The following is a 23578-nucleotide window of genomic DNA, read 5'->3' on the forward strand; positions in this document are numbered from 1 at the left end:
TGTCCGCGGCACTTCGGCGTCCCTGCTCCCGCCTCGACCGAGGAACACTTCCATGTCTGCGCCTGCTCAAGGGCGGCCCTCGTACGCCGCCGTACTGCGCCTTCCCTGCGCCCGACGCACCTTCGGTGCCGCCCTGCTCGGGCGGCTCTCGTACGGGATGCTCGCGCTCTCCCTGATGCTGGCGGTGACCCGGACAACCGGCTCGTATGCCGTCGCGGGCACGATCACGGCGCTGTTCGGCGCCACCAGTGTCTTCCTGTCCCCGGTACGGGCGGCCCTCGTCGACCGCCACGGTCCCCGCGCCGCGCTCCTGCCGATGGCCCTGCTCTACGCGGTTCTTCTGGGCGCCCTCGCCGCGGCCTCCTGGCGGCTCGGCGCCTCCCCTTGGTTGCTGGGCGCTCTCGCCGCGGCCGCGGGTGCCGCCACGCCTCCGCTCGGCCCCTCGGCGCGGGCCGTCTGGCGTGAACTCACCAATGATCCTTCGCTGTTGCAGCGCGCGTTCAGTCTGGACGGCGTCGCGGAGGAGATGCTGCTCGTCCTCGGCCCGCTGCTGGTCAGCGTGCTGGTGCAGAGCGCGCCCCCGGCGGCCGGGGTGGTGGTCAGCGCGCTGCTCGTGGGGGCCGGGACCTTGGCTTTCGTCCTGTCGCCTGTCGTGCGGGACCTGGGGCCGACTGCCGTTGCCCAGGGGGCGGCCTGCTCCGAGGCACGGTCGCGGGGGGCGCGGGCGCTGCTGACGCCGGTCGTGGTGGCGGCCGGGGTCGGGCTGTCACTGGGCGCCATGGATCTGCTGGTCCTCGCGTTCGCGACGGAGCGGCAGCACGGTGACGACGTGGTCGCCTGGGTGCTCGCGGCCCACTCGGCGGGCAGCGCGGTCGGCGGGCTCGTCAACGGTGCCGTCGGCTGGCATATCGGGGCCCGGGCACGACTGCCGCTGCTGGCCGCCGGCCTCGGTCTCGCCCTGGCCGCGGCGGGGCTCGCGCCCGGTGTGGGCGCGTTGACCGCGGCGGTGGTGTGTGCGGGGTTCTTCGTGGCTCCGGCGTTCACCACGGCGTATCTGCTGGCCGACGAGGCAGCACCGCCGGAGCGCCGCACGCAGGCGGGTGCCTGGGTCAACACGGCGGTGAACGCGGGGCTTTCGGGCGGCACGGCGGCGGCCGGTCTGCTGGCGGCACGGCTGCCCCTCGGGGTGTGCTTCGCACTCGCGGGCGGCGTGGCGCTGCTCGCGGCCCTGGCCTGCGCCGTGAGGACGCCGAAGACAGCCGGCCCGCACCTTGGACCTCCCCCGGAGGGGGGCCTGCTCCGAGAGGAGAGCCTGCTCCGAGACGAGAGCCTCCCGTTGGCGAAGGAGCCCCCGCGCCCTCCGTCCTCCCGCCCGGCTCGCTGAGTACCGGGCCGCAGTCCCGCGCTGCTCACGCTCCGCGATCCGGGCCCCGGCCGGGCACCCCGGAGGGTGGCCGGCCGGACTGGGTCCCCGGGTTGGGCTCTGCCCGGCCGGCCCGAGGCCGGCCGTCTCGCCACCACGCCCGGCGCCGGCAGGCGCAGGCCTACAGCGCGTGACGCACCCACACGTTGGGCTCGACGTAGACCGCGTGGTCGTGGGTGAGGTCGCAGTGGACGGGTACCAGGGCGCCGGGGACCTCCACGTCGCCGTCCCGGTCGAACGGCAGCCCGGTCCACTCCCGCCAGCGGGCGAGTGAGGCGCTCACCGTCATGGACGCGGAAGCCACCGACTCCACGGTGCCGCCCGCCCGAACGTGGACGCGCAGCCACGGGTCGGCCGGCAGCCCGTCGTCGCGGCGCTCGCGGGCGTACGCGGCCATGGGCAGGCGCGGCCAAAGATGCTTGGCGGTCGGCCGTACCGGAGCCAGCAGTGCCCCGAGGCCCTGCTCCGCGGCGGTGCGGCGGAGTGCGGCCAGCATCCGGTAGGAGAGCCCACGGCCGAGGTGGCCGGTGTCGATGGTGATCTCCAGGGCGCTCGCCGCGGTCACCGTGCGTCCCGTCCACCGGTCGGTGAAGGCCCAGCGCAGCACGCGGCTCCAGCCGCCGTCGGGCGTCTCCTGCCTGCCGTCCACGTCGGCGGCGAAGGGCACGCTGAATCCGCGCGCGATGACGCGGTCGCCTTCGGTGGCCACCACGCAGGAGGCGGGGAAGAGCTCGGGGACCCAGGTCAGGAGTGTGCTCGCGGCCGGGTCGTGTTCGACGAACGCGGGCCAGTCCTCGTCGATCTCGTACAGCCGTCCGGTCAGCTCGGGGCGTTCCGCGAGCGTGCTGATGACGACCCGGTCGAGGGCGTCGGAGCCGGAGGGCGCGCCGGAGTGGCCGGGCGCCGCACCCGGGCCGGACGTCGCGCCGGGGCGGCCGGGCGCCGCGTCGGAGTGGAGGCCTGCCGGCCGTGGGTCGGTGCTCATGGCCGTGCAGCCTGGCAGCCCCTCCCCGCGCCCACCAGCGGTTTTCCGGGAGTCTTGCCCAACTCGGGCGCGGTGGAGGACGGTTGCCCGGACAACTGCGCGATCATGACGGAGCGAGGGAGAGACCTGTGGAGTACCGACGGCTGGGGGACTCCGGGCTGCACGTGCCCGAACTGACGCTGGGCACCAGCTCCTTCGGGGCGAGCGGCCCCCTCTTCGGGCCCATGGGCACCACTGACGCCGACGAGGCACGCCGCATGGTGGACATCTGCCTGGAGAACGGCGTCACCATGTTCGACACCGCCGACGCCTACTCCGCGGGAGCCAGCGAGGAGGTGCTGGGCGCCGCGGTGAAGGGCCGCAGGGACCGGGTGCTCATCTCCACCAAGATCGGTGGCGCGCTGGGCGAGGGCCCCGGCGACATGGGAACCGGACGCTCCAGGCTGCTGCGCGGGGTGGACGAAGCGCTGCGCAGGCTGGGCACCGACCACATCGACCTGCTCCAGCTGCACGCCTTCGACGCGGGCACGCCGGTGGCGGAGGTGCTCGCGACCCTGGACCAGCTGGTCCGCTCGGGGAAGGTCCGCTACGTGGGGGCGTCCAACTACCCCGGATGGCAGCTGATGAAGTCCCTCGCCGTCGCCGACCTGCACGGCTATCCGCGCTACGTCTCCCACCAGGTCTACTACTCGCTGATCGGCCGCGACTACGAGCACGAGCTGATGCCGCTGGGCCTCGACCAGGGCGTGGCCGCGATGGCCTGGAGCCCGTTGGGCTGGGGCCGGCTGACGGGCAGGATCCGGCGGGGCGCGCCCCTGCCGGAGCGCAGCAGGCTGCACGAGACCGCACGGTTCGGACCGCCGGTCGAGGACGAGGCGCTCTTCCGGGTGGTGGACGCGCTCGACGAGGTCGCCGAGGAGACCGGACGCACGGTCGCCCAGGTCGCGCTCAACTGGCTGCTGCGCCGCCCCACGGTGGCCAGTGTCGTACTCGGCGCCCGCGACGAGGAGCAGCTGCGCCAGAACCTCGGCGCCGTGGGCTGGCGGCTCACCCCCGGGCAGGTCGCCAGGCTGGAGAGCGCCAGCGCGCGGCACGCCCCGTACCCGCACTGGCTGGCCCAGCGCCAGGCCCCGTTCGCCCGTCTCAACCCGCCCGCCGTGGACCTGACGCCGCCACGGTGACGCCCCGGGCCGGCGGCTCCGCGCCGTGCGGCTCGACCCCGGGCGCTCAGGCGCGCAGCACCTCATGCGGCGTGCGCCCGTAGGCCGCGCGGCACGCCGCGGCGAAGCGTCCTGGGTGCCCGAACCCCCACCTGCGGGCGACGGCCGTGACGGTCTCCCCGCGCGCGGGGTCGGCCGCGGCCAGCTCCTGATAGGCGCGCTCCAGCCGCAGGCGGCGCAGGTAGGTGCTCGGGCTGGTGTCCAGCTGGGCGCGGAAGGCGCGCTGGAGGGCGCGCGGTGTCGTGCGCGACCGGCGGGCCACCTCCGCGAGGTCGACGGGTTCGTGTGCGTGCGCCTCCAGGTAGGCGACGGCGCGCCGCACGACCGCCTCGGAACCCGTCGCTCCTGTGGCCGTGCCGGCCGTGCCCGGCGCGTCGTCGCGGGCCACCGCGGTGTTGGGGAACGCCGTCAGCAGGGCGGCGCCCAGGGACCGTGCCGCGCTGTCGAGTACCAGCGGCTCGCAGGCGGCCCCGCCGCCGGGCACCACCTGCGTGGTCACCAGATCGAGCACGCCGGAGCAGTAGCGGGCCGCGTTCGCAGACAGCGGCCCGCACCCGGTGAAGCGCACGCCCGCGGCTGCGGGCGCGTCGGGCACCTCGGGCCCCGTGGCGCCGTCCGCGACGCTCGCCAGGACGGCTTGGTCCAGGCCGACCAGCTGGAGACTGACGTTCTCCCAGGCGACCGTGTACGGCGCCTCGGGCTGCGCCACGAGGAAGACGTCGCCCCGCGTGGCGCGCACCGTCTCGCCACCGGTGCGGCGCTCGATGTGCCCGTCCAGCACCCGCGCCAGCAGCAGCCGTCCCAGCGGTTGCGAGACGTGTTCGACAGCCATGCTGTGCTTCAGCACGGCCACCGACAGCGGGCCCGCCTCGTCGTAGGTGTGTCTCATCCAAAAGCCGTCCCGGCTGCCCTGGATCCTCATGACGTTCTCGACGTAGGCGCGCCGCAGGAAGGCGTGGGCGCGTTCCGGATCGGTGGTCGAGAACTCCCGCGCGGCGGTGCGGGCGTACTCGGACGGCATGACGTTCTCCTTCGCCCCGCCGTGTCGCGGGGTGCGGCTCATGTACGCAGGGTGTGGCTGGGGGCGACCCCGTATCTGGCACGGTAACGACCCGCGAACCGTCCCGCCTTGGCGAACCCCCAGCGGGCGGCCACTGCCGCGACCGTCACCCCGGATGCGGGGTCGGCCGCCTTCAGCTCCCGGTGCGCGGCCTCCAGTCTGACCCCGCGCAGATAACCGGTCGGAGTCGTCTCGCAGTGCCGCGCGAAGGCGTGTTGCAGCGCGCGGGGGCTGGTGCCGGCCGCGTGCGCGATGTCGTGCACGCCGATGGGGCGCGCCGCGTTCGCGTCGATGTAGTCCATGGCGCGGCGCAGCGCGGCGGGGGCCGGACGGCCCGGGGCCGGCAGCCTGGACCGCTCGGCGGGGCTGCGCGGGAAGGTCGCCAGCGCGGCGGTCGCCAGCAGTCGCGTCGCCTCGGCCAGCACCAGCGGGCTGCCCACGGCCTCCGGGTTGGCCAGCACGTCGTGGTGGACGTGGCGGACGACCGCCTGCCAGTAGCGGGCCCGCTCGGGCGAGACGGGGCGCGTGAGGGCGAACCGGCTCGTCGCCGCTTCGGTGCCCTCGCTCTCCGCCGCGATCCGCTCCACCTCGCGCAGCCCGATGCGCACGATCCCCAGCCGCACGTTGTCCCACTTCACCCGCGTCGGCACGTACGGGTCGCACAGCTGCAGATCACCAGGGCCCGAGCGCAGTTCGTTGCGCCCGGCCGCCATCTCGAACCTGCCGCCCAGCACCTGGACGACGTACACGCAGGCGTGCGGCTCGGTCTCCGCGTCCAGCACCATCGACTGCGCGATCCGCTCCACGCCGACCGCGCCCGCCTGGGTGAGCGAGGCGTTGAAGCGGAACCGCTCCCGGTCACCTGACAGCCGCGGCGTGTGGTCCACGTAGGCCTGGCGCAGGAAGTGCTCGGCCTCCTGCGGGTCGGCGGTCTTCAGCCTGACGCGGCGCACCGGGTCGTGCATGACACCCGCACCTCCTCGCTCGGGCCGCGGGCCGGGCCTTCGATGCTAGGCCCGCACGGTCGGCCCCCGCAGCCCACATCGCGAAGTGGATAGCCACCAAGCGACATCGCGGCGCGGTGACGCTTGCGCCACGCACGCGTGCGCGCTGTCCTGAGCCGTGCCGTGCCGCGCGCTGCCCGACCCGACCGTGCGGAAGGCCGAGAAGCGCCGGAAACAAGCGCCGGGACCAGACGAGCGCCAGGAAGCGGAACAGGACCGGAGTGAGGATGTCTGTGCCGAGGTCCAGCGCGGCGGCCGCGCACGAGGCGGTCCCGGACGCGCCGACACCCCCTCCGCTGCCGTACGCCGACGACACCGCGCGCGCACGCGCATTGGACGCCGTACGCGAACGCGAGCCGGCCGTACGCGAACGGGAGCCGGAGCGCGAGACGGACCGCGAGCGCGAGTTGGCGGCCGCGCTGCTGGAGCTGGCCGGCGCACACGGGGCCTCTCCCGCAGGTGGGGCGGACGCTCCGCACGAGGCCACCCGCGAGGACGGGGCGCACGCCGGGCGCGAGAGCGCCCCCGGCGGCTGCCACCCGCTGTTGGCCGCACTGGCGGACCGCGCGGCCCGCCGCCTCGCACGCGACGGGCGGCGCGGTGAGACCACCGTGCTCCTCGTGCCCTCCGCGGCACGCGGCCCGGCGCCCCACGGCCACAGCGGCGCCCACGCCGCCGTACTGTGGCAGGCGGAACACGAACTGGGGGAGGGACCCGCCACCGACACCCTGCGCACGGGGACCCGCGTCCCCTGGCTGCTGCTGGAGGGCGCGGACGCCGCACGGTGGCCGCGGTACGGGCCCGTGGCGCGCGAGGCGGGCGTGCGCGCGGTGCTCACCGTCCCGTTGCACGGCGAGGGCGTCACGGGTGGGAGTGCCCACCGCAGCGCGACGGACGGGCCGCAGGCGCCGACGGGCGTGCTGGCCGTGCACCTCCACGACGACGGTCCGCTCGACGCGGCGACGCACGCGGCACTCGGCTCGCTCGCCGAAGCGTGCGCGCTCGGCCTGGCGCACCAGGCGGCGCTGCGCCGCGCCGAGGAACTCCAGCGGGCGCTGAGCAGCCGGATCGTCCTCGAACAGGCCAAGGGGATGCTCGCCGAGCGCCGGCACAGCACCCCCGAGGAGGCGTTCCGCACGCTGCGCGCCTACGCCCGCTCCCATCGGCGGGCCCTCCACCAGGTGGCCCGCGACCTGGTCGAGGCCCGGCTCGTCGGCCCGCCCTTCGAACCCTTCGACCCCTTCGACCGCGACCCGAACCGCTGACCGCGGCGCCACCCCACCGGCGCGGCCCGGGGCGCGAGGGGGGATCGCGTAGTGCCCCGGGCCGCTCGGGCCCGCCGCCGATAGGCGCGGCGGCGGGCCCCCGCACCAGCGGGGAGTCGCCGTCCAAGCCCCCGTGGTGCGCCCGGCGGTCGCGCCGCCGGAAGTCCCATCATCCTCTCTGCGGACAGGAAACCGAGCGACTTCGGCCAAATGGACCGAAGTTGATTCCGCGACGCACGAAGACCGCCCCCGGTCCGCCACGTCCCCGAGGGAACGTCACCGAGCGGGGCGGTGAGGTCGCCGAGCGGGGCGGGGAGCTGGTCCCACGAGGCGGCGTGAGCGCTCTCGGAACACGCCACACCGGCTTTCCGGCCGGCGGACACGCAGGGGCGGCAGGCTGGAAAGCGGGGGCACCCGCGTCTCATCCTCGGAGCGGGGCCCTCGCCCACTCGAGGTTCAGCACTCGTCCACGTTGCTGGGCGACAGCTCACCGTCGTCGGTCAGGATCGACGTGTGCGTGTCGATATACCCCGTGCCGCCCTCGAACTCGATCTTGTACGCGTCCGCGTATCCCATCCCGTTCGCGTCCCGTTGGCCGCGCTCGACGCACTTGACGGTCACCTTCGACAGCGTGGTCAGCGTGCCGATCGGTTGGCGGCCCCGGGTGTCTGCGGACGGCCAGACACTCACGTCGTCGTAGTCCATGATCTTTCCTTCGGTTCCGCAACCGGCCAGCGTCACTGCCGAGACCGCGGTGACCAGTGCTGTCGCCGCCAAGCGCTTGTTCGAACCCATGGGCCGATCCCCCGTGTGAGTCGCGGCTTTCACTGCGGGCATCGAACTACTTTTGACCGTCCCCCGACAAGATGCCGAACTGGCCACCGTCTGCGAGTCGTCCAGGGTCTCGGCCTGGGTCTCGGTCTGGGTCTCGGCCTGGGTCTGGGCCTGGGCCGGGATGACCGCCCGGAGTGCCCCGCCACCTGCTCGTAGTGCATCGACTCAGCCGGACAGGGGCCGGTGACGTAGGCAGCGTGCGGCTGTGAGGGAAGGGGCGCCTGTGGCTCCCCCGTGGACTACTGGGCGGCGAGTCCTTCGATCTCGATGAGCATGTGCGGGTCGGACAGGGCTCTGACCTCGGCCAGCAAGCTGGCTGGACGGCAATCCGCCTCGGCCAGTACGTCCAGCACCGCGTCGTAATTGGCTGTCACCGCGCCGATGTCGACGGTGAAGATTCTGATCTGGACGAGATCGCTGAGGGCGAAACCGGCCTTGTGCAGCGTGTCGCCCAAGCGCTGGAACGTCACCCGGATCTGGCCGCGGATGTCACCCACGGCGGCGATGCCTCCCGAGTCGTCCCGCGCTTCGTGACCGGCGACGGCGAGCCAACGCTGCGGCTGCTCGATCAACACGGCCCTGTTGTAGGCCAGCCTGTCACCGAAGTGACGCGGGTCGATGTCCTCACGGTCCATGCGTCCACTGTGCCCCGAAACGGTGTGAGCTGCTCGGCCCGCGGGTCTCGGACATCGGCTGGAAGCGTGGCACGTCCGTGCCGTGCCGCGTCACGCACGACCTGTGGCTCTTCTTCACCTCAGCGGTCCTCGCGGGCGGTGCGGCGTGCGGCAGGGGGCAGGCCGTTCTGGGCCGCGCGTCCGCGTCCGCCGTCCGCACGCTGCGGGCCTGTGTGTACCTGTGACCAGGGGAAAACGACCGCACCCGGTTCGCTGGACTCCGTCGTGGGAGTCCGGCGAACCGGGTGCGGACCGTCGGACACTGCGGAGAAAAACCGCAGGCCAGGCGGGCGAGAAGGGGGTCAGCCCTTCTTGGTCTCCCAGAAGATCTTGTCGATCTGGGCGATGTAGTCCAGCGCCTTCTGCCCGGTGGCCGGGTCGGTGGAGCCCTTGGCCGTGCTGAGCGCCTTGAGGGTGTCGTTCACCAGCTGGTGGAGCTCCGGGTACTTCTCGAAGTGCGGGGGCTTGAAGTAGTCGCTCCACAGCACCGAGACGTGGTGCTTCGCCAGCTCCGCGCGCTCCTCCTTGATGACGGTGGCGCGGGCCCGGAAGTGGGGGTCGTCGTTGGCCTGGTACTTCTCCTGAATGGCCTTCACGGACTCGGCCTCGATCCGGGCCTGAGCGGGGTCGTAGACGCCGCACGGCAGGTCACAATGGGCGCTGACCCGCACCTTCGGTGCGAACAGTCGGGAGAGCATAAAAGCCATCCTTCCTCGTGATCGTCTTCTCACGTGCGAGATTACTCCGTGTGGGAAGCCTTTTCGCGTGTGCCCCCACGGGCTTAGGACAAAAGTCCAGTCGCGGACTGGATCTGCTGGAGTAATCGGGCCGGGCACGGTGGCGCGGCCGGGACGACCGGAGGCGGAGAAAAATGCCGGAGGGTACGCCACAGCGCGGGCCGTTGAAGAGGATCGGTCTCGCGGAGGTCTACAACCCTTCGATGCGGCCGACGCTGCGGCCAGGTGACCACCTGGTGGTCACCTACGGCGCGGCCGTGCGCACCGGGGACATCGTCGTGCTCCGGCATCCCTTCCAGCACGACCTGCTCATCGTCAAGCGCGCGGTCGAGCGGCGCCCGGGTGGCTGGTGGGTCAGGGGCGACAACCCGCTGGTGGTCAACGACAGCCGCGAGTTCGGAGCGGTGCCCGACGACCTCGTCATCGCGCGGGCCTGGCTGCGGCTGCGGCCTCCGCGCGGGGCGGCGCGCTCGCCCGTGGCGGTGGCGCGCTGGGCCTTCTCCGCGGTGCGGCCGGTGACAGGACCCCTGCGGCCGCGCCCGCCCGCTGTACGGGCGGATGCACCGGCTGTGCCGGACTAGCGCTCCGGCCGTCGCCCCGTCGGCACCCCTGCTCAGCCCGCCGCGGCGGTGGCGCCCGTGGCACCCGACGCCCCTGTGGCACCTGCGGCACCTGTGGTACCGGTTGCGCCCGTGGGATCTGCCGTGCCCGCCGCTTCCGTCGCACCTGCTGCACCGTTCGGGCCCGTGGCACCCTCCGCACCCATGTGCCCCGTGGCGCCCGCCGCACCCGCCGCACCCGCCGCGTCCTCCGGGGCATCGGGGCCCTCGGTGCTGCTTTCGCGCCGCTTGCGTGCTCGGTAGGCGGCCACGTTGGCGCGGGTCGCGCAGCGGTCGGAGCAGTAGCGGCGGGAGCGGTTGGTGGAGGTGTCGAGGTAGGCGTTGCGGCAGGGCGTCGCCTGGCAGATGCCCAGCCGGTCCACGCCCAGGTCGGTGAGGTGGAAGGCCAGTCCCATGCAGGCCGTGGCCGCGTAGGCGGCGGTCGCGTTCGCGGGCTGCTCGGCCAGGTGCATGTGCCAGCGCGGGCGCCCGTCGCCGTCCAGGTCGCCGTGCCCGGAGATCTGCGGACTCGTCGGGAACTCCATCAGCAGGGCGTTGAGGAGGTCGACGGCGCGCACTTCGTCGCCCTCGGAGGCGGCGGCGAAGACCGCGCGCAACCGGGTGCGGACGGCGCGCAGCCTGCCCACGTCCGCGTCGGTGGCGCGCCGCCACATGGAGCTGTTCGCCCCGAACAGCTCACGCACCGCGTCGACGGAGGTGAGGGTGTCCTCCCCGCGCTCCGGCTGCTCACTGTTGACCAGTCGCACGGCCAGATCAGAGTAATAGTTGAGTTCCACTTGTGATCCTTACGGCGGACATTCTATGGTCGGTAACAGCTGAATCCACTACGAGGGTATTACGACAGAGGGGGCGCCATGACGACCCACGCACTGCCCGAGGCGGACTGGCAGGCCTGGCAGAACAGTTGGGACCGGCAACAGGAGGAGTACCTGCCCGACCGCGAGGAGCGGTTCCGGGTGATGCTGGAGATGACCGAGGCCGTGGTCGGCCCCGCACCCAAGGTGCTCGACCTGGCCTGCGGTACGGGCAGTATCTCGGATCGGCTGCTCAGGCGGATGCCGAAGGCCTCGACTGTCGGAGTCGACCGCGACCCCGCGCTGCTCACCATCGCCCGCGGCACCTTCGCCGGCGACCGGCGGGCCCGGTTCCTGACGGTCGACCTCAGCGACCCGGACTGGACCGGCGCGCTGAGCCAAGAGGGGCCCTTCGACGCCGTACTGACCGCGACGGCGCTCCACTGGATGCGCACCGAACCGCTGCGCACCCTCTACGGGCAGCTCGCGGGACTGGTGCGGGAGGGCGGCGTCTTCATGAACGCCGACCACATGCCGGACGAGTCGACGCCGCGGATCAACGCCGCCGTCCACACCTGTGAAGAGGCGCGGCGGCGGCAGCGCACGGGTGAGGGACGGCTCGACTGGGGCGGCTGGTGGGCGGCGCTGGCCGAGGACCCGGCGCTGGGGAAGGTCGCCGCCGAGCGGTTCGCCCTGTTCGGGAACCCGGCCGAGGTGCGGCACGACCACAACAACGAGGAGTTCCAGGACGCGGGGTGGCATGCGGCCACCCTGCGGCAGGCCGGCTTCGCGGAGGCGCGGGCGGTGTGGGCCTCGCCCACCGACGCGTTGGTGCTCGGATTGCGGTGAGGGGACCCGGCCTCCCTCCGGGGCCTGGGGACCCTCGCTCCTCGCGTGTCGAGAGGACCGGGAACCCGTCGAGCGCCGGACGGCCGGACCGGGCCGTCCGGCGCTCGGGACGGGGCGAGCCCCATGAGAGGGGGCCGAAGCCCCAGGAGAGGGGTCAGCGGCGGGCGACGCCCTCCGCTCGGGCCGCGGCCGCCACCGCCGAGGTGACCGCCGGGGCGACGCGTTCGTCGAAGGGGGAGGGGATCACCCGCTCGGGGCTCAGCTCGTCGGCCACCACGGCGGCCAGCGCCTCGGCGGCGGCGAGCTTCATGCCTTCGGTGATGTCGGTCGCGCGCACCTGGAGCGCTCCGGCGAAGATGCCGGGGAAGGCCAGGACGTTGTTGATCTGGTTCGGGTAGTCGCTGCGCCCCGTGGCGACCACGGAGGCGTACTTGCGGGCGACGTCGGGGTGGACCTCCGGGTTGGGGTTGGCCATGGCGAAGACGAACGCGTCCTCGGCCATGGCGGCGACCGCCTCCTCGGGCACCGTGCCGCCGCTGACGCCGATGAACACGTCGGCGCCGGCCAGCGCGTTCTCCAGGGAACCGGTGAGGCCGGCCTTGTTGGTGAAGCCGGCCAGTTCGCGCTTGACCGCGGTGAGGTCCTCGCGGTCGCCGGAGACGACGCCCTTGCGGTCGCAGACCGCGACGTCGCCGATGCCCGCCTCGATGAGGATCTTGGCGATGGCGACGCCTGCGGCGCCGGCGCCGGAGATGACGGCGCGCAGCTGACCGAGGGCGCGGCCGCTCAGTTTGGCCGCGTTGCGCAGCGCCGCGAGGGTGACGATGGCCGTGCCGTGCTGGTCGTCGTGGAAGACGGGGATGTCCAGCTTCTCCTTGAGGCGGGTCTCGATCTCGAAGCAGCGCGGTGCCGCGATGTCCTCGAGGTTGACGCCGCCGAACGAGGGTGCGAGCCGGACGACCGTCTCCACGATCTCGTCGGTGTCCTGGGTGTCGAGAGCGATCGGCACCGCTTCCACGCCGCCGAACTGCTTGAAGAGGATGGCTTTGCCCTCCATGACCGGGAGGGAGGCCTTCGGGCCGATGTCGCCCAGCCCGAGGACGGCGCTGCCGTCGGTGACCACCGCGACGACCTGTGACTTCCAGGTGTAGTCGTCGACGAGTTCGGGCTGTTCGGCGATGGCGCTGCAGACCTTCGCGACGCCCGGCGTGTAGGCGAGGGACAGGTCGTCCGCGTCGCGCACGGGCACCGTCGCCTGCACGGCCATCTTGCCGCCCCGGTGCAGGGCGAAGGCCGGGTCGATGACGTCCGGCTCCAGCCCGTCCTTCTGGTTGACGATCTCCGCTGCCACTGTGTTGAACCCCTTATTCGAATCTGGTGAGGGTGACCGCTCCCTGCGGTGAGGAACGGGCGGGCACCGCGTCCGTTTCCCGGGCGAGCGGATGGCCGCGGCCCGGAGGGAGGTACGGACGCCGGGCGCGCCGCACACGCGCCCTGGTCCCCGGGTGAGGGGTGTAATCGACCTTTCTACCCGACGACCGCCGCTGCGGACGACTCACTTCCAGCCGCACCGGTGACCATCCCGTCCCGATCCGGGGCAAAACAGTGGATCGCGGGCAAGCCGTCCACGAAGTGAGACGGGGAGAGGTGTGTGCGGCGGCGTGGGGGCCGTTCGACCGCCCTTACGGCCTCCTGGGGCGCCCTGTAATCGGATTCGCTTCTCCGTTATCCGATTTTGACCTCGGCGGCGTCCTGCACCCGCATGTCCGGATGGCAAGATGCCCCCCATCCGTTCATCCGTTCACGCGTCGGACACGGTCGCGACATCCGAAGGTGTGTGCCCGACCCACGGCTGCCCCCTCACCGCCAGGAGGACCCGCCCATGACCGCAAGCAGGCCCGTCACCGCAGGCACGACCGTGCGCGGGGCCGCGCGGCGCGCCCGTATCGTGCCCGTCGCCCTCGCGGTCAGCGGTGCCCTGCTGCTCGCCGGCTGCGGGGACCAGACGGACGGCGCGCAAAGCGGCGGCTCCTCGGGCGGCAAGGCCGAGTTGAGCGGCAAGCTGCCGGACAAGATCCGCAACGCCGGTGTCATCAAGGTCGGTACCGACGCCGCGTACAAGCCGATGGAGTACAAGGAGGGCGCCGACATCGTCGGCCTCGACGTGGACATCGCCGAGGCGATGGGCGAGAAGCTGGGCGTCCGCTTCCAGTTCACCAACGGCACCTTCGACGGGCTGATCACCTCCATGCAGACCGGCCGCTTCGACATGATCATGTCGGCGATGACGGACACCAAGGAACGCCAGAAGGGCCTCGACGACGACGGCAAGGAGGCGGGCAAGGGCGTCGACTTCGTCGACTACCTCTCCGCCGGCTCCTCCATCCTGGTCCGCAAGGGCAACCCCGAGAAGATCGACTCGGTGGACCAGATGTGCGGTGAGAAGGTGGCCACCCAGCGCGGCACCACCTCGCACGAGATCCTCAAGGCGCAGACCGAGAAGTGCGTCGAGGACGGCGAGAAGAAGATCGACGTCGAGGCCTACAACACCGACGACGAGGCCCGGGTACGGCTGAAGACCGGGGGCGTCGTCGCGGACATCTCCGACTTCCCCGTCGCCGCGAACGCCGCCAAGTCCAGCGGCGACTTCGAGGTCGTCGGCAAGCAGATGCAGTCGGCCCCCTACGGCATCGCCGTCAGCAAGGACAACCGGCAGCTGAGGGACGCGCTCCAGGCCGCCATGAAGGCGATCATCGAGGACGGCAGCTACCAGCGGGCGCTGGAGAAGTGGGGCGTCCAGGACGGCGGCGTGAAGAAGGTCACCGTCAACGCCGGTACCTGAGCCGGGCCACCACAGACGTAAACCGCATCAAGGGCCCCGTGCAGGACCGCCCAGGACGCTGAGAGGCAAGCCCCCGTGAAAACACCCACCGAAGCGACCGACTCCGACGGGACACCCCCGTCCAGGGACGTCCCGGAGGCCATCAAGGCCATACCCGTACGGCACTGGGGGCGGTACGTCTCCGCCGTGGTGGTCCTCGTGCTGCTGGCGCTGCTGGTGCGCGCCTTCGCCACCGCGGAGGGGCTGCGCTGGGGGTCCGTGGGCGACTTCTTCTTCGACGACCAGATCCTCGAAGGCGTCAAGAACACGCTGGTGGTCAGCGTGCTCGCGATGCTCATGGGTCTGGTGCTGGGCGTCATCCTGGCGGTGATGCGGATGTCGAAGAACCCGGTGACCTCCTCGGTCGCCTGGGGCTACATCTGGGTCTTCCGCGGCACGCCCATCTACGTGCAGCTGCTGCTGTGGTTCAACCTCGCGCTGATCTTCCCGATCCTCGACATCATGCCGATCTACAAGGACGAGATGACCGACGTCATGACTCCGTTCATGGCGGCGCTGCTCGGCCTCGGCCTCAACGAGGCCGCCTACATGGCGGAGATCTGCCGGGCCGGCATCCAGTCGGTGGACGAGGGCCAGACCGAGGCCTCGCAGGCGCTCGGCATGACGCAGGCGCAGAACATGCGCCGCGTGGTGCTTCCGCAGGCGATGCGGGTGATCGTGCCGCCGACCGGCAACGAGTTCATCAACCTGCTGAAGACCTCGTCCCTGTGCTCCGTGGTCATGTACGAGGAGCTGCTGCGCAAGGGGCAGAACATCGGCAACACCTCCAGCGCCGTCGTCGAGCTGCTGATGGTGGCCACCGTCTGGTACCTGGTGATCACCAGCGTCTTCAGCATCGGCCAGTACTACCTGGAACGCCGCTTCGCGCGGGGCTCGTCGCGGCAGCTGCCGGACACGCCCTGGCAGCGGGCACGCAAGAACCTGTTCACATTCGGCCGCGGCACCGGTTCCGGCGCCCAGGGCGCGGGAGGGATCGGCGCATGAGCACGATGGTCAAGGCCGAGGCCGTCCACAAGTCCTTCGGACCCGTCCACGTCCTCCAGGGCATCGACCTGGAGGTGCGGACCGGCGAGGTCTTCTGCATCGTCGGCCCCTCAGGCTCGGGCAAGTCCACCTTCCTGCGGTGCATCAACCACCTGGAGAAGATCAACGCGGGCCGGCTGTACGTCGACGGCACGCTCGTCGGGTACCGCGAGAAGGGCGGCAAGCTCTACGAGCTGCGCGACCGCGAGGTCGCCGCGCAGCGGCGCGACATCGGGATGGTCTTCCAGCGCTTCAACCTCTTCCCGCACATGACGGTGGTGGAGAACGTGATGGAGGCGCCCGTCCAGGTCAAGCGCGTGCCCAAGGCCGAGGCGCGCCAGCGGGCCGAGGACCTGCTGGACCGGGTGGGTCTCGCCGACAAGCGGGAGAGCTATCCCGCCCAGCTCTCGGGCGGCCAGCAGCAGCGGGTCGCCATCGCGCGGGCCCTGGCGATGGACCCCAAGCTGATGCTCTTCGACGAGCCGACCTCCGCGCTCGACCCCGAACTGGTGGGCGAGGTCCTCGACGTGATGAAGGCGCTGGCCAGGGACGGCATGACGATGGTCGTGGTCACCCACGAGATGGGCTTCGCCCGGGAGGTCGGCGACTCGCTCGTGTTCATGGACGGCGGCGTGGTCGTCGAGTCCGGCGACCCGCGCGAGGTGCTGGGCAACCCGCGGCACGAGCGCACCAAGTCGTTCCTGTCCAAGGTGCTGTGACCGCGGCGCGGCGCTGCTCGGCCGCGTTGTGGGCGTTGGCGGCGTCGCCGTTGTCGTTGTCGTTGCCGTCGATCCTGGAATAGCGGGCGCCGATGTGATGCTGTGGGCGCCATGGCATACAACGCGCATCTGGGCAGGATCGGCATCTGGGCGAGCGCGCTGCGCACGGACGACGCCGCCCGCAGGCCGCAGGTGGAAGAGGCCGCCGCCGAGCTGGAAGAGCTGGGATACGGCACGCTCTGGCTCGGTGGCAGCCCCTCGCCCGACATGGCCTACCGGCTGCTGGCGGCCACCTCGCGGGCGACGGTGGGCACCAGCATCCTCAGCATCTGGCAGCACGCCGCGCCCGAGGTCGCCGCGCGCCACGCCCAGTTGACGGACGAGTTCGGCGGCCGTTTCCTGCTGGGCCTGGGCGTCAGCCACGACGAGGCCAAGAGCGGCGCCACGCTCGACCACCCGCTGGTCCACCGCCCCTACTCGGCGATGCGCTCCTACCTCGACGTACTCGACAACGCGCCGCGTGGCGTGCCCGCGGCGCAGCGCGCACTGGCGGCCCTCGGCCCGAAGATGCTGAAGCTGGCCGCCGACCGCTCGCTGGGCGCGCTGCCCTACCTGGTGACGGTCGAGCACACGTCCGAGGCCCGGTCCATCCTGGGCGCCGAACCGCTGCTCGCACCCGAGCTGAAGGTCGTCCTCCAGCCCAGCGGCACCGACCGCGCCGAGGCCCGCGGCACCGCGCGCGACTATCTCTCCCACTACCTGGCACTGGCCAACTACCGCAACAGCCTGCTGCGCCTGGGCTTCGCCGAGTCCGACTTCGACGGCGGCGGCAGCGACCGCCTGGTCGACGCCGTCTTCGCCATCGGCGACGCGGAGGCGGTCCGCGCCCGTGTGGACGAGTTCTTCGCCGCCGGCGCCGACCACATGGCCCTCCAGGTGGTCACAGCGAACACCGGCACCGACCTCCCGCGCGCGGAGTGGCGGACCTTGGCCGAGTCCTTGCCGCTCCAGGGCTGACGCCCCCGACGTCACCCGTACGGGTGCACGTCGGGGTGATTCCGTACGACAAACCGCCCGCGTCGCCATGACTGTCTTCCCGAGGAAGGGAGGTACACCATGACGGTTATGGCCGAGCGGGAGGCGCAGCCGCGCGTGGAACAGATGCAGGTGGAGGAGTTCGAGGCGATCGCCTCGTCCTCGCCCGAGACCGTCACGTTGGAGTTCCTCGACGGACGGATCGGGGTCAAGAAGGTGCCGGACGGAAATCACGACGAGATCATCCAGTGGTTGCAGGAGCGGTGCATGCAGCACCGACCGGATGTGTGGTTGTACGGGGAGCGGGGCCTCGTCGTGGAGGCGTACCGAAAGGGCAGGGCGCGTCCGGACGGCGTTCTGGCCCCCAAGCGCCATTTCATCGGTCACGGCGAATGGTCCGACGCCGACGGCGTGCTGATGACCGTCGAGGTCACCTCCTACGATCGTGACACCGATAGCCGTGACCGCACGGAGAAGCCCACCGCGTACGCGTCGGTGGGAATCCCCGTCTACCTGCTCATCGACCGGGACAGCTGCACGGTCACGGTGCACAGCGGCCCGGAGGAAGGCCGCTACCGGGACACCCACACGGTCTCCTTCGGCGAACGTGTCGAACTGCCCGACCCGGTCGGTCTCGCACTTGAGACCGACGCGTTCAAGGAGTTCGTGCGCTGAGCGCGTGAGATGGATCGCTTGCACCCCGCGCGCGCTGTCCCGCGCGAGGCAGCGCGCGTAGCGTCGGCGGCATGTTTGCTGCTTACGCCGCGCGTATCGACAAGGAAGACCCGCTGGCCGGACTGGAGCTGGGGGAGAGGCCGGAGCCGAAGGTGCCGCCCGGGTGGACGGCCGTGGCGGTGAAGGCGGCCTCTCTCAACCACCACGACCTGTGGTCCCTGCGCGGCGTGGGTCTCGGCGAGGAGGCGCTGCCGATGATCCTCGGCTGCGACGCGGCGGGGATCGACGACGACGGCAACGAGGTCGTGCTGCACTCCGTGATCGGGCAGACGGGGCACGGCGTCGGCCCGCGGGAGCCCCGCTCGATCCTCACGGAGCGCTACCAGGGCACGTTCGCCGAACGGGTGGCCGTGCCGCAGTGGAACGTGCTGCCGAAGCCGAAGGAGCTGTCCTTCGAGGAGGCCGCCTGCCTGCCGACGGCGTGGCTGACGGCGTACCGGATGCTGTTCACGAACGCCGGCGTGCGCCCCGGCGACTCCGTACTGGTGCAGGGCGCGGGCGGTGGTGTCGCGACCGCCGCGCTCGTGCTGGGCGCGGCAGCCGGGCTGCGGATGTTCGCCACGAGCAGGGACGAGGCCAAGCGGCAGCGCGCCCTCGACCTGGGCGCCGAGGCCGCGGTGGAGTCGGGTGCGCGGCTTGCGCACCGGATGGACGCCGTGCTGGAGACGGTGGGCGCCGCCACCTGGTCGCACTCGGTCAAGTCGCTGCGCCCGGGCGGCACCCTGGTCATCTCCGGCGCCACCAGCGGGCCCAACCCGCCGGCCGCGGAACTGAACCGGATCTTCTTCCTGGAGTTGAAGGTGGTCGGCTCGACCATGGGCAGCAAGGAGGAGCTTGCCTCGCTGCTCAGCTTCTGTGCGGCCAAGGGCATCCGCCCCGTCGTCGACACCTCCCTTCCGCTCGACCGCGCCCGTGAGGGTTTCGAGAGGATGGCGGGCGGCGAGCTGTTCGGCAAGGTCGTGCTGACGGTCTGATTCCGCTGACGGGTGGCCCGTTGTGCGGCATACTCGCCACTCGAACCGGCCGTTGACGCAAGAGAGTTGTGGTGCGGGTGAGCGGGGTGGAGCCCGACGCGGTACGCGCGCGGATCGGCACGGGCGTCCGTGCGGTCGAGGAGGCCGATCTGGGCGCCGCCCGTGCGCTGCTGCACGCGGTCTTCCGTACGGATCCGGTCAGCCGGTGGATCTTTCCCGAGGAGGAGCACAGAGAGGCGCGGCACCCCGAGCTGTTCGGCGCCTTCCTGGCCTGCGCCCACGCGTACGGGACCGCCGAGATGACGGACGACGGGGAGGCCCTCGCTCTGTGGTTCGACGTACGTGACGGTGCGCTGCGCGGCGGCGGGGAACTGGCCGCCGCGCTGGGCCACGTCGACCCCGGCAACGCCCGGCTGTCGGCCTTGGGCGAGGCCACCGACGAAGGTCACCCCCATGAGGACCACGCCTACCTCCAGGCCATCGCCGTCACACCGGGCCGCCAGTGCCGGGGTATCGGCGGCGCGCTGCTGCGGCACCGGCTCGCCGTGTGCGACCGGCAGGGCCTGCCCGCCTACCTGGAGGCGTCCTCGCCGCGCAGCCGGTCCCTGTACGAGCGGCACGGATTCGCCGTGCGGGGCAGCGGCATCCAACTGCCCGCCGACGGGCCCGTGATGTGGCCGATGTGGCGCGATCCTGGCGGGTGACCGGGCGGCACCGCCCAGCGCGCTCCGGCTCCGCCGCTTCTCCGGCAGGACCGGTCCCCGCTATTTCTCCGACCAGCCCCCGCTATTTCTCGGACCAGCCCCCGCTATTTCTCGGGCCAGCCCCCGCCATCCCGCGGGCCAGTTCCCGCTACTTCTCGGGTAGGAACCGCGCCACGTACTCCGCGAACGGCGGGATGCCCACCTCGCTCCGGTAGGTGTCCATCCTCTCCGGGTCCTCCACCGGCCACAGAATCGGCTCCCCTGCGTCGGACAGACCCTGAATCTGGGTGCCGTAGCGCTGGGGCAGGCCCGCGTTGACGTGCAGCCGGTCGCGGAGGAAGGCCAGGCGGGCAGGCCCCTCTTGGCCCGCCGTACCGTCCTCGACCGCCTGTTCCAGCAGCCGCAGGGCCAGCCGCTGCACGTCGAGTTGGCGGTCGGCGTGCTGGGCCACCAGCCAGGCGCCGAGCACCCCCTCTTCTCCCACCTCCTGGGAGGTCGGCCAGTGACCGTGCGCTTCCAGCAGGGCACGCAGCCGGTCACCGTGCCGGGTGGTCAGCCGTCGCCAGGCGAGTTGCTCGGCCGGGTCCGGGCTGTTGGCCTGAGCCGAGGCGGCGTGGTCCGCCGCCTTCATCGCGGCGAGTTGGTCACCGAGTTCTTCTGTGCGTTCGGGCGCGGGGGCGGGTTCGGCATGCATGTGCTCACCCTAGGAGTGGTTTTCGCGCCGGATCTCGTCCTGCGAGACGGTGACGAAGCCCCCTTCCCGCGGCCATAATGGAACACACGGCGAGCCGCTGCGGTCGGCCGGGGCGCGGCCCCTCGGCGCCCCCCCCGGCTCGCCCCGTCTCCTTCCCACCCGCGGTGTGGCCCGTCCCGCTCAACGGGAGCTTCGGCACCGGCCCGGTCCGCTCCTGCCTACGGTCCGAGAGCCGATCGGAGGCGACGGAGGGGACGGGAGAGCACATGCTGGACGAGGCCGAGCGCCGCAAGGCCGCCGACGCGCTGGGCGCGGCCGAGCGGGCGCGCACCCCGGTGCCGCCCCTGCGCGTCACCTGGCCCGCTGTCGACACCGACGACGCGTACGCCGTCCAGCTCCTGGGCATCCACGACCGGTGCGTGGCGGGCGCCCGCGTCGTCGGCCACAAGGTGGGACTCTCCTCGCCCGTGATGCAGCGGATGATGGGCGTCGACGAGCCCGACTACGGACACCTGCTCGACGACATGGAGCTGAGCGAGGACACCCCCGTGGAGGTGGCGCGCTACTGCGCGCCCCGCATCGAGGTGGAGCTCGCGTTCGTGCTCGGGGCCGACCTGCCCGCCGGGGACTGCACCGTCGAGGACGTGCTGCGGGCCACCGAGGCGTTCGCACCGGCCATCGAGCTGATCGACAGCCGGATACGGGACTGGGACATCCGCATCGCCGACACCGTCGCCGACAACGCCTCCTCCGCCGGCTTCGTACTGGGCCGAGGGCGGGTACGGCCCGCCGACGTGGACCGGTGCGCCGTGTCCGCCGAGCTGTACGGGGCCGACGGTGCGCAGCTCGCCGCGGGGCGGGCCGACGCGGTGCTGGGGGATCCGGCACGGGCGGTCGCCTGGCTCGCGCGGAAGGTCGCCGGGTTCGGGGTGCGGCTGCGCGCCGGGGACGTGGTGCTGCCCGGGTCCTGCACGCGGGCCGTCGACGTCCGGGGCGGAGCGACTTACCGGGCCGCGTTCGGCGCGGGACTCGGCGAGGTGGCGCTGACCTTCGCCTGACGAGGAAGGCCCTGGTCGCCACCCTCGCCCCTCGCCCCTCGCCCCTCGGCGCTTTCGGCCTGCAAGGCGGCCGGGGGCGGGCCGACGCAACCACCACAGACGGGAGAGCCACCCCTCATGTCAACGCAAGTGCCGCGCAAGGCGCGGGCCGCGATCGTCGGGCCCGGGAACATCGGTACGGACCTGCTGTACAAGCTGCTGCGCTCCGCGCATGTGGAGCCCCGCTGGATGGTGGGCGTCGACCCGGCCAGCGAGGGACTGGAGCGGGCCGCGCGTCTGGGCCTGGAGGCCAGCCACGAGGGGGTGGACTGGCTGCTGGAGCGGCCCGAGACGCCCGACCTGGTCTTCGAGGCGACCAGCGCGGCGGTGCACCGCGCCCACGCGCCGCGCTACGCCGAGCGCGGCATCCCCTGCGTCGACCTGACCCCGGCGAAGCTCGGTCCTGCCGTCGTCCCCGCGGTGAACCTGGAGGCCCACCTGGACGCGCCGAACGTCAACCTGATCACCTGCGGTGGCCAGGCGACCATTCCCATGGTGGCCGCCGTCTCCCGCGTCGTGCCCGTCCCCTACGCGGAGATCGTCGCCTCCGTGGCGTCGCCGTCCGCGGGGCCCGGCACGCGGGCCAACATCGACGAGTTCACCCGCACCACCCGCTGGGGCATCGAACACATCGGCGGCGCGGAGCGCGGCAAGGCCATCATCATCCTCAACCCGGCCGAGCCGCCGATGCTGATGCGCGACACGGTCTACTGCCGGCTTCCCGACCGGGTGGACGAGGAGACCCGGCAGGCGATCACGGCCTCCGTCCAGGACATGGCCGCCTCCGTCGCCGCGTACGTGCCCGGCTACCACCTGCGCGGGGAACCGCAGTTCGAGGAGGCGACGCCCACGGCGCCCGCCCGGGTCGCGATCCTCCTGGAGGTCGCCGGAGCCGGCGACTTCCTCCCGCCGTACGCCGGGAACCTCGACATCATGACCGCCGCCGCGACCCGCGTGGGGGAGGGGTTCGCCGCGCGGATCACGGCACGGACGGGGCCCGGCGCTTCCGAGCCGTCGTCGACCACCGCATGACCGCCCGAAGGGGAGCACCCACCATGTCCACGCCGACCACGCCGACCACACCGACCGCACTCGACATCCGGGTCACCGACTCCTCCCTGCGCGACGGCTCGCACGCCAAGCAGCACCGCTTCACCGCCGACCACGTCCGCTCCATCGTCGCCGCGCTGGACGACGCGGGGGTCCCCGTGATCGAGGTGACGCACGGGGACGGGCTGGGCGGATCCTCGTTCAACTACGGCTTCAGCCACACCCCCGAACAGGAACTGATCGCCCAGGCGGTCAAGACGGCGACCAGGGCGCGCATCGCCTTCCTCATGCTGCCGGGGCTCGGCGTCAAGGACGACATCAGGGCGGCCTGCGACAACGGTGCCGAGATCTGCCGGATCGCCACGCACTGCACCGAGGCCGACATCGCCGACCAGCACTTCGGGCTCGCCCGCGAACTCGGTCTGGAGACCGTCGGCTTCCTGATGATGGCGCACAGCCGGCCCGCCGAGGTGCTGGCAGCGCAGGCCCGCCGGATGGCCGACGCGGGCTGCCAGTGCGTGTACGTCGTCGACTCGGCGGGCGCCCTCATCCTGGAAGAGGTCACAGACCGGGTGGCGGCGATGGTCGCCGCACTCGGTGACGACGCCCAGGTCGGCTTCCACGGGCACGAGAACCTGGGCCTGGGCGTGGCCAACTCGGTGCTCGCCGTCCGCGCCGGAGCCCGGCAGATCGACGGCTCCACGCGGCGGTTCGGAGCGGGCGCTGGCAACACCCCGGTGGAGGCGTTCACCGCGGTCGCCGAACGACTCGGCATCCGTACCGGTATCGACGTCCTCAAGATCGCCGACGCGGCCGAGGACGTGGTGCTGCCCGTCATGGACGAGGAGTGCAAGCTGGGCCGCCTGGAGCTGATGATGGGCCACGCGGGCGTCTACTCCAGCTTCCTCAAGCACGCCGACCGCTGGGCCCGCCGCTACGGCGTCTCCGGCGCGCGGATCCTGCTGCGCGCGGGGGAGCGCGAGCTCGTGGGCGGCCAGGAGGACCAGCTCATCGACATCGCCAGGGAACTGGCCGCCGAGGACGCCACGACTACCCCGACCGGGGGCTGAGCGGCTCTCAGGCCTCCCGCCCTGGAAGCCTCTTCCGCTACTGTCGGTGCCCGAGCTGCCCGGGCCGGCCACGGCAGGCCGCCGCACGCGCGCCTCCGTGGCCGACGGCC

General features: G+C 72.3%; 23 protein-coding genes and 1 pseudogene. 15 read left to right on the forward strand and 9 right to left on the reverse strand.

What is annotated here, in order from left to right; all coding sequences use genetic code 11:
- Positions 1–52 precede the first annotated feature (52 nt).
- The gene (locus MMF93_RS22295; protein ID WP_242754232.1) at positions 53–1384 is read left to right on the forward strand and encodes an MFS transporter; all 1332 of its coding nucleotides are present in this window, start codon (positions 53–55) and stop codon (positions 1382–1384) included.
- Between the two features lie 160 nt (positions 1385–1544).
- Here MMF93_RS22295 and MMF93_RS22300 read toward each other — a convergent pair whose 3' ends face one another.
- Positions 1545–2408, reverse strand: coding sequence for an N-acetyltransferase (locus tag MMF93_RS22300; protein WP_242754234.1), 864 nt, complete (start codon positions 2406–2408; stop codon positions 1545–1547).
- 128 nt (positions 2409–2536) lie between these two features.
- On the opposite strand from MMF93_RS22300, the gene MMF93_RS22305 reads away from it, so the two are divergent.
- The gene (locus MMF93_RS22305; protein ID WP_242754236.1) at positions 2537–3589 is read left to right on the forward strand and encodes an aldo/keto reductase; all 1053 of its coding nucleotides are present in this window, start codon (positions 2537–2539) and stop codon (positions 3587–3589) included.
- Between the two features lie 46 nt (positions 3590–3635).
- Here the strand turns inward: MMF93_RS22305 and MMF93_RS22310 are convergent, their stop codons facing one another.
- The gene (locus MMF93_RS22310; RefSeq protein WP_242754238.1) at positions 3636–4691 is read right to left on the reverse strand and encodes an AraC family transcriptional regulator; all 1056 of its coding nucleotides are present in this window, start codon (positions 4689–4691) and stop codon (positions 3636–3638) included.
- A complete protein-coding gene (locus MMF93_RS22315) occupies positions 4688–5653 on the reverse strand; it encodes an AraC family transcriptional regulator (protein ID WP_242754240.1) in 966 nt (321 codons plus the stop codon). The genes MMF93_RS22310 and MMF93_RS22315 overlap by 4 nt, the downstream gene beginning before the upstream one ends.
- Before the next feature lie 266 nt (positions 5654–5919).
- Between MMF93_RS22315 and MMF93_RS22320 the strand changes: the two genes are divergently transcribed.
- Complete coding sequence (locus tag MMF93_RS22320) at positions 5920–6957, forward strand: ANTAR domain-containing protein (RefSeq protein ID WP_242754242.1); 1038 nt, start codon at positions 5920–5922, stop codon at positions 6955–6957.
- Between the two features lie 456 nt (positions 6958–7413).
- On the opposite strand, the gene MMF93_RS22325 is transcribed toward MMF93_RS22320, so the two are convergent.
- The 3 genes from MMF93_RS22325 to sodN all read right to left on the reverse strand — a co-directional run bounded on the left by MMF93_RS22325 (position 7414) and on the right by sodN (position 9163).
- Positions 7414–7752, reverse strand: coding sequence for a hypothetical protein (locus tag MMF93_RS22325; protein ID WP_242754244.1), 339 nt, complete (start codon positions 7750–7752; stop codon positions 7414–7416).
- Positions 7753–8030: 278 nt separating this feature from the next.
- Complete coding sequence (locus tag MMF93_RS22330; protein ID WP_242754246.1) at positions 8031–8426, reverse strand: Rid family hydrolase; 396 nt, start codon at positions 8424–8426, stop codon at positions 8031–8033.
- Between the two features lie 341 nt (positions 8427–8767).
- Positions 8768–9163: a superoxide dismutase, Ni gene (gene sodN, locus MMF93_RS22335; RefSeq protein WP_114023847.1), complete on the reverse strand. Its 396-nt coding sequence runs from the start codon at positions 9161–9163 to the stop codon at positions 8768–8770.
- A gap of 173 nt (positions 9164–9336) precedes the next feature.
- Between sodN and sodX the strand changes: the two genes are divergently transcribed.
- Positions 9337–9783: a nickel-type superoxide dismutase maturation protease gene (sodX, locus tag MMF93_RS22340; protein WP_242754248.1), complete on the forward strand. Its 447-nt coding sequence runs from the start codon at positions 9337–9339 to the stop codon at positions 9781–9783.
- A gap of 218 nt (positions 9784–10001) precedes the next feature.
- On the opposite strand, the pseudogene MMF93_RS22350 reads toward sodX, so the two are convergent.
- Positions 10002–10598 (reverse strand): annotated as a pseudogene (locus MMF93_RS22350) (CGNR zinc finger domain-containing protein); the annotation flags it as partial.
- 78 nt (positions 10599–10676) lie between these two features.
- Here MMF93_RS22350 and MMF93_RS22355 point away from each other — a divergent pair.
- Positions 10677–11465 (forward strand): class I SAM-dependent methyltransferase, encoded by a 789-nt coding sequence (locus tag MMF93_RS22355; protein ID WP_242754250.1) that lies wholly within the window; start codon positions 10677–10679, stop codon positions 11463–11465.
- A 154-nt stretch (positions 11466–11619) separates the two neighbouring features.
- On the opposite strand, the gene MMF93_RS22360 is transcribed toward MMF93_RS22355, so the two are convergent.
- Positions 11620–12816: an NAD(P)-dependent malic enzyme gene (locus tag MMF93_RS22360; RefSeq protein WP_274709492.1), complete on the reverse strand. Its 1197-nt coding sequence runs from the start codon at positions 12814–12816 to the stop codon at positions 11620–11622.
- 531 nt (positions 12817–13347) lie between these two features.
- Here MMF93_RS22360 and MMF93_RS22365 point away from each other — a divergent pair.
- From MMF93_RS22365 to MMF93_RS22395, 7 genes are all read left to right on the forward strand, one after another.
- Positions 13348–14307 carry an ABC transporter substrate-binding protein gene (locus MMF93_RS22365; protein WP_242754252.1) on the forward strand — a complete coding sequence of 320 codons (960 nt, stop codon included), beginning with the start codon at positions 13348–13350 and terminating at the stop codon, positions 14305–14307.
- A gap of 75 nt (positions 14308–14382) precedes the next feature.
- Positions 14383–15351: an amino acid ABC transporter permease gene (locus MMF93_RS22370; protein WP_242754254.1), complete on the forward strand. Its 969-nt coding sequence runs from the start codon at positions 14383–14385 to the stop codon at positions 15349–15351.
- Positions 15348–16109: an amino acid ABC transporter ATP-binding protein gene (locus MMF93_RS22375; protein ID WP_274709493.1), complete on the forward strand. Its 762-nt coding sequence runs from the start codon at positions 15348–15350 to the stop codon at positions 16107–16109. The genes MMF93_RS22370 and MMF93_RS22375 overlap by 4 nt, the downstream gene beginning before the upstream one ends.
- Positions 16110–16220: 111 nt before the next feature.
- Positions 16221–17126 carry a TIGR03620 family F420-dependent LLM class oxidoreductase gene (locus MMF93_RS22380; RefSeq protein ID WP_242754256.1) on the forward strand — a complete coding sequence of 302 codons (906 nt, stop codon included), beginning with the start codon at positions 16221–16223 and terminating at the stop codon, positions 17124–17126.
- Positions 17127–17225: 99 nt separating this feature from the next.
- Entirely contained in the window at positions 17226–17819 is a 594-nt protein-coding gene (locus MMF93_RS22385) for a Uma2 family endonuclease (protein WP_242754258.1), read from the forward strand.
- A gap of 71 nt (positions 17820–17890) precedes the next feature.
- Positions 17891–18853, forward strand: a complete 963-nt coding sequence (locus tag MMF93_RS22390) for a zinc-binding dehydrogenase (RefSeq protein ID WP_242754260.1) — start codon at positions 17891–17893, stop codon at positions 18851–18853.
- Positions 18854–18930: 77 nt separating this feature from the next.
- On the forward strand, positions 18931–19557 hold the full coding sequence (locus MMF93_RS22395; protein WP_242754262.1) for a GNAT family N-acetyltransferase: 627 nt from the start codon (positions 18931–18933) through the stop codon (positions 19555–19557).
- Positions 19558–19705: 148 nt separating this feature from the next.
- Here the strand turns inward: MMF93_RS22395 and MMF93_RS22400 are convergent, their stop codons facing one another.
- Positions 19706–20251, reverse strand: a complete 546-nt coding sequence (locus MMF93_RS22400) for a DUF6624 domain-containing protein (RefSeq protein ID WP_341483300.1) — start codon at positions 20249–20251, stop codon at positions 19706–19708.
- Between the two features lie 266 nt (positions 20252–20517).
- Here MMF93_RS22400 and MMF93_RS22405 point away from each other — a divergent pair, with 266 nt between their 5' ends.
- From MMF93_RS22405 to dmpG, 3 genes are all read left to right on the forward strand, one after another.
- Entirely contained in the window at positions 20518–21309 is a 792-nt protein-coding gene (locus tag MMF93_RS22405; RefSeq protein ID WP_242754265.1) for a 2-keto-4-pentenoate hydratase, read from the forward strand.
- 117 nt (positions 21310–21426) lie between these two features.
- Positions 21427–22380: an acetaldehyde dehydrogenase (acetylating) gene (locus MMF93_RS22410; protein WP_242754267.1), complete on the forward strand. Its 954-nt coding sequence runs from the start codon at positions 21427–21429 to the stop codon at positions 22378–22380.
- Positions 22381–22403: 23 nt separating this feature from the next.
- The gene (gene dmpG / locus MMF93_RS22415; RefSeq protein ID WP_242754269.1) at positions 22404–23468 is read left to right on the forward strand and encodes a 4-hydroxy-2-oxovalerate aldolase; all 1065 of its coding nucleotides are present in this window, start codon (positions 22404–22406) and stop codon (positions 23466–23468) included.
- Positions 23469–23578 lie beyond the last annotated feature (110 nt).

This window comes from Streptomyces tubbatahanensis, from assembly GCF_022699385.1.
Classification (GTDB): Bacteria; Actinomycetota; Actinomycetes; order Streptomycetales; family Streptomycetaceae; genus Streptomyces; species Streptomyces diacarni.

Coding starts and splice junctions, on each gene's coding strand:
- dmpG (WP_242754269.1), top strand. CDS start 22,404: ATGTCCACGCCGACCACGCCGACCACACCGACCGCACTCGACATCCGG.
- MMF93_RS22400 (WP_341483300.1), bottom strand. CDS start 20,251: ATGCATGCCGAACCCGCCCCCGCGCCCGAACGCACAGAAGAACTCGGT.
- MMF93_RS22365 (WP_242754252.1), top strand. CDS start 13,348: ATGACCGCAAGCAGGCCCGTCACCGCAGGCACGACCGTGCGCGGGGCC.
- MMF93_RS22390 (WP_242754260.1), top strand. CDS start 17,891: ATGTTTGCTGCTTACGCCGCGCGTATCGACAAGGAAGACCCGCTGGCC.
- MMF93_RS22310 (WP_242754238.1), bottom strand. CDS start 4,691: ATGAGCCGCACCCCGCGACACGGCGGGGCGAAGGAGAACGTCATGCCG.
- sodN (WP_114023847.1), bottom strand. CDS start 9,163: ATGCTCTCCCGACTGTTCGCACCGAAGGTGCGGGTCAGCGCCCATTGT.
- MMF93_RS22410 (WP_242754267.1), top strand. CDS start 21,427: ATGTCAACGCAAGTGCCGCGCAAGGCGCGGGCCGCGATCGTCGGGCCC.
- MMF93_RS22385 (WP_242754258.1), top strand. CDS start 17,226: ATGACGGTTATGGCCGAGCGGGAGGCGCAGCCGCGCGTGGAACAGATG.
- MMF93_RS22315 (WP_242754240.1), bottom strand. CDS start 5,653: ATGCACGACCCGGTGCGCCGCGTCAGGCTGAAGACCGCCGACCCGCAG.
- MMF93_RS22355 (WP_242754250.1), top strand. CDS start 10,677: ATGACGACCCACGCACTGCCCGAGGCGGACTGGCAGGCCTGGCAGAAC.
- MMF93_RS22325 (WP_242754244.1), bottom strand. CDS start 7,752: ATGGGTTCGAACAAGCGCTTGGCGGCGACAGCACTGGTCACCGCGGTC.
- sodX (WP_242754248.1), top strand. CDS start 9,337: ATGCCGGAGGGTACGCCACAGCGCGGGCCGTTGAAGAGGATCGGTCTC.
- MMF93_RS22375 (WP_274709493.1), top strand. CDS start 15,348: ATGAGCACGATGGTCAAGGCCGAGGCCGTCCACAAGTCCTTCGGACCC.
- MMF93_RS22295 (WP_242754232.1), top strand. CDS start 53: ATGTCTGCGCCTGCTCAAGGGCGGCCCTCGTACGCCGCCGTACTGCGC.
- MMF93_RS22405 (WP_242754265.1), top strand. CDS start 20,518: ATGCTGGACGAGGCCGAGCGCCGCAAGGCCGCCGACGCGCTGGGCGCG.
- MMF93_RS22380 (WP_242754256.1), top strand. CDS start 16,221: ATGGCATACAACGCGCATCTGGGCAGGATCGGCATCTGGGCGAGCGCG.
- MMF93_RS22320 (WP_242754242.1), top strand. CDS start 5,920: ATGTCTGTGCCGAGGTCCAGCGCGGCGGCCGCGCACGAGGCGGTCCCG.
- MMF93_RS22330 (WP_242754246.1), bottom strand. CDS start 8,426: ATGGACCGTGAGGACATCGACCCGCGTCACTTCGGTGACAGGCTGGCC.
- MMF93_RS22300 (WP_242754234.1), bottom strand. CDS start 2,408: ATGAGCACCGACCCACGGCCGGCAGGCCTCCACTCCGACGCGGCGCCC.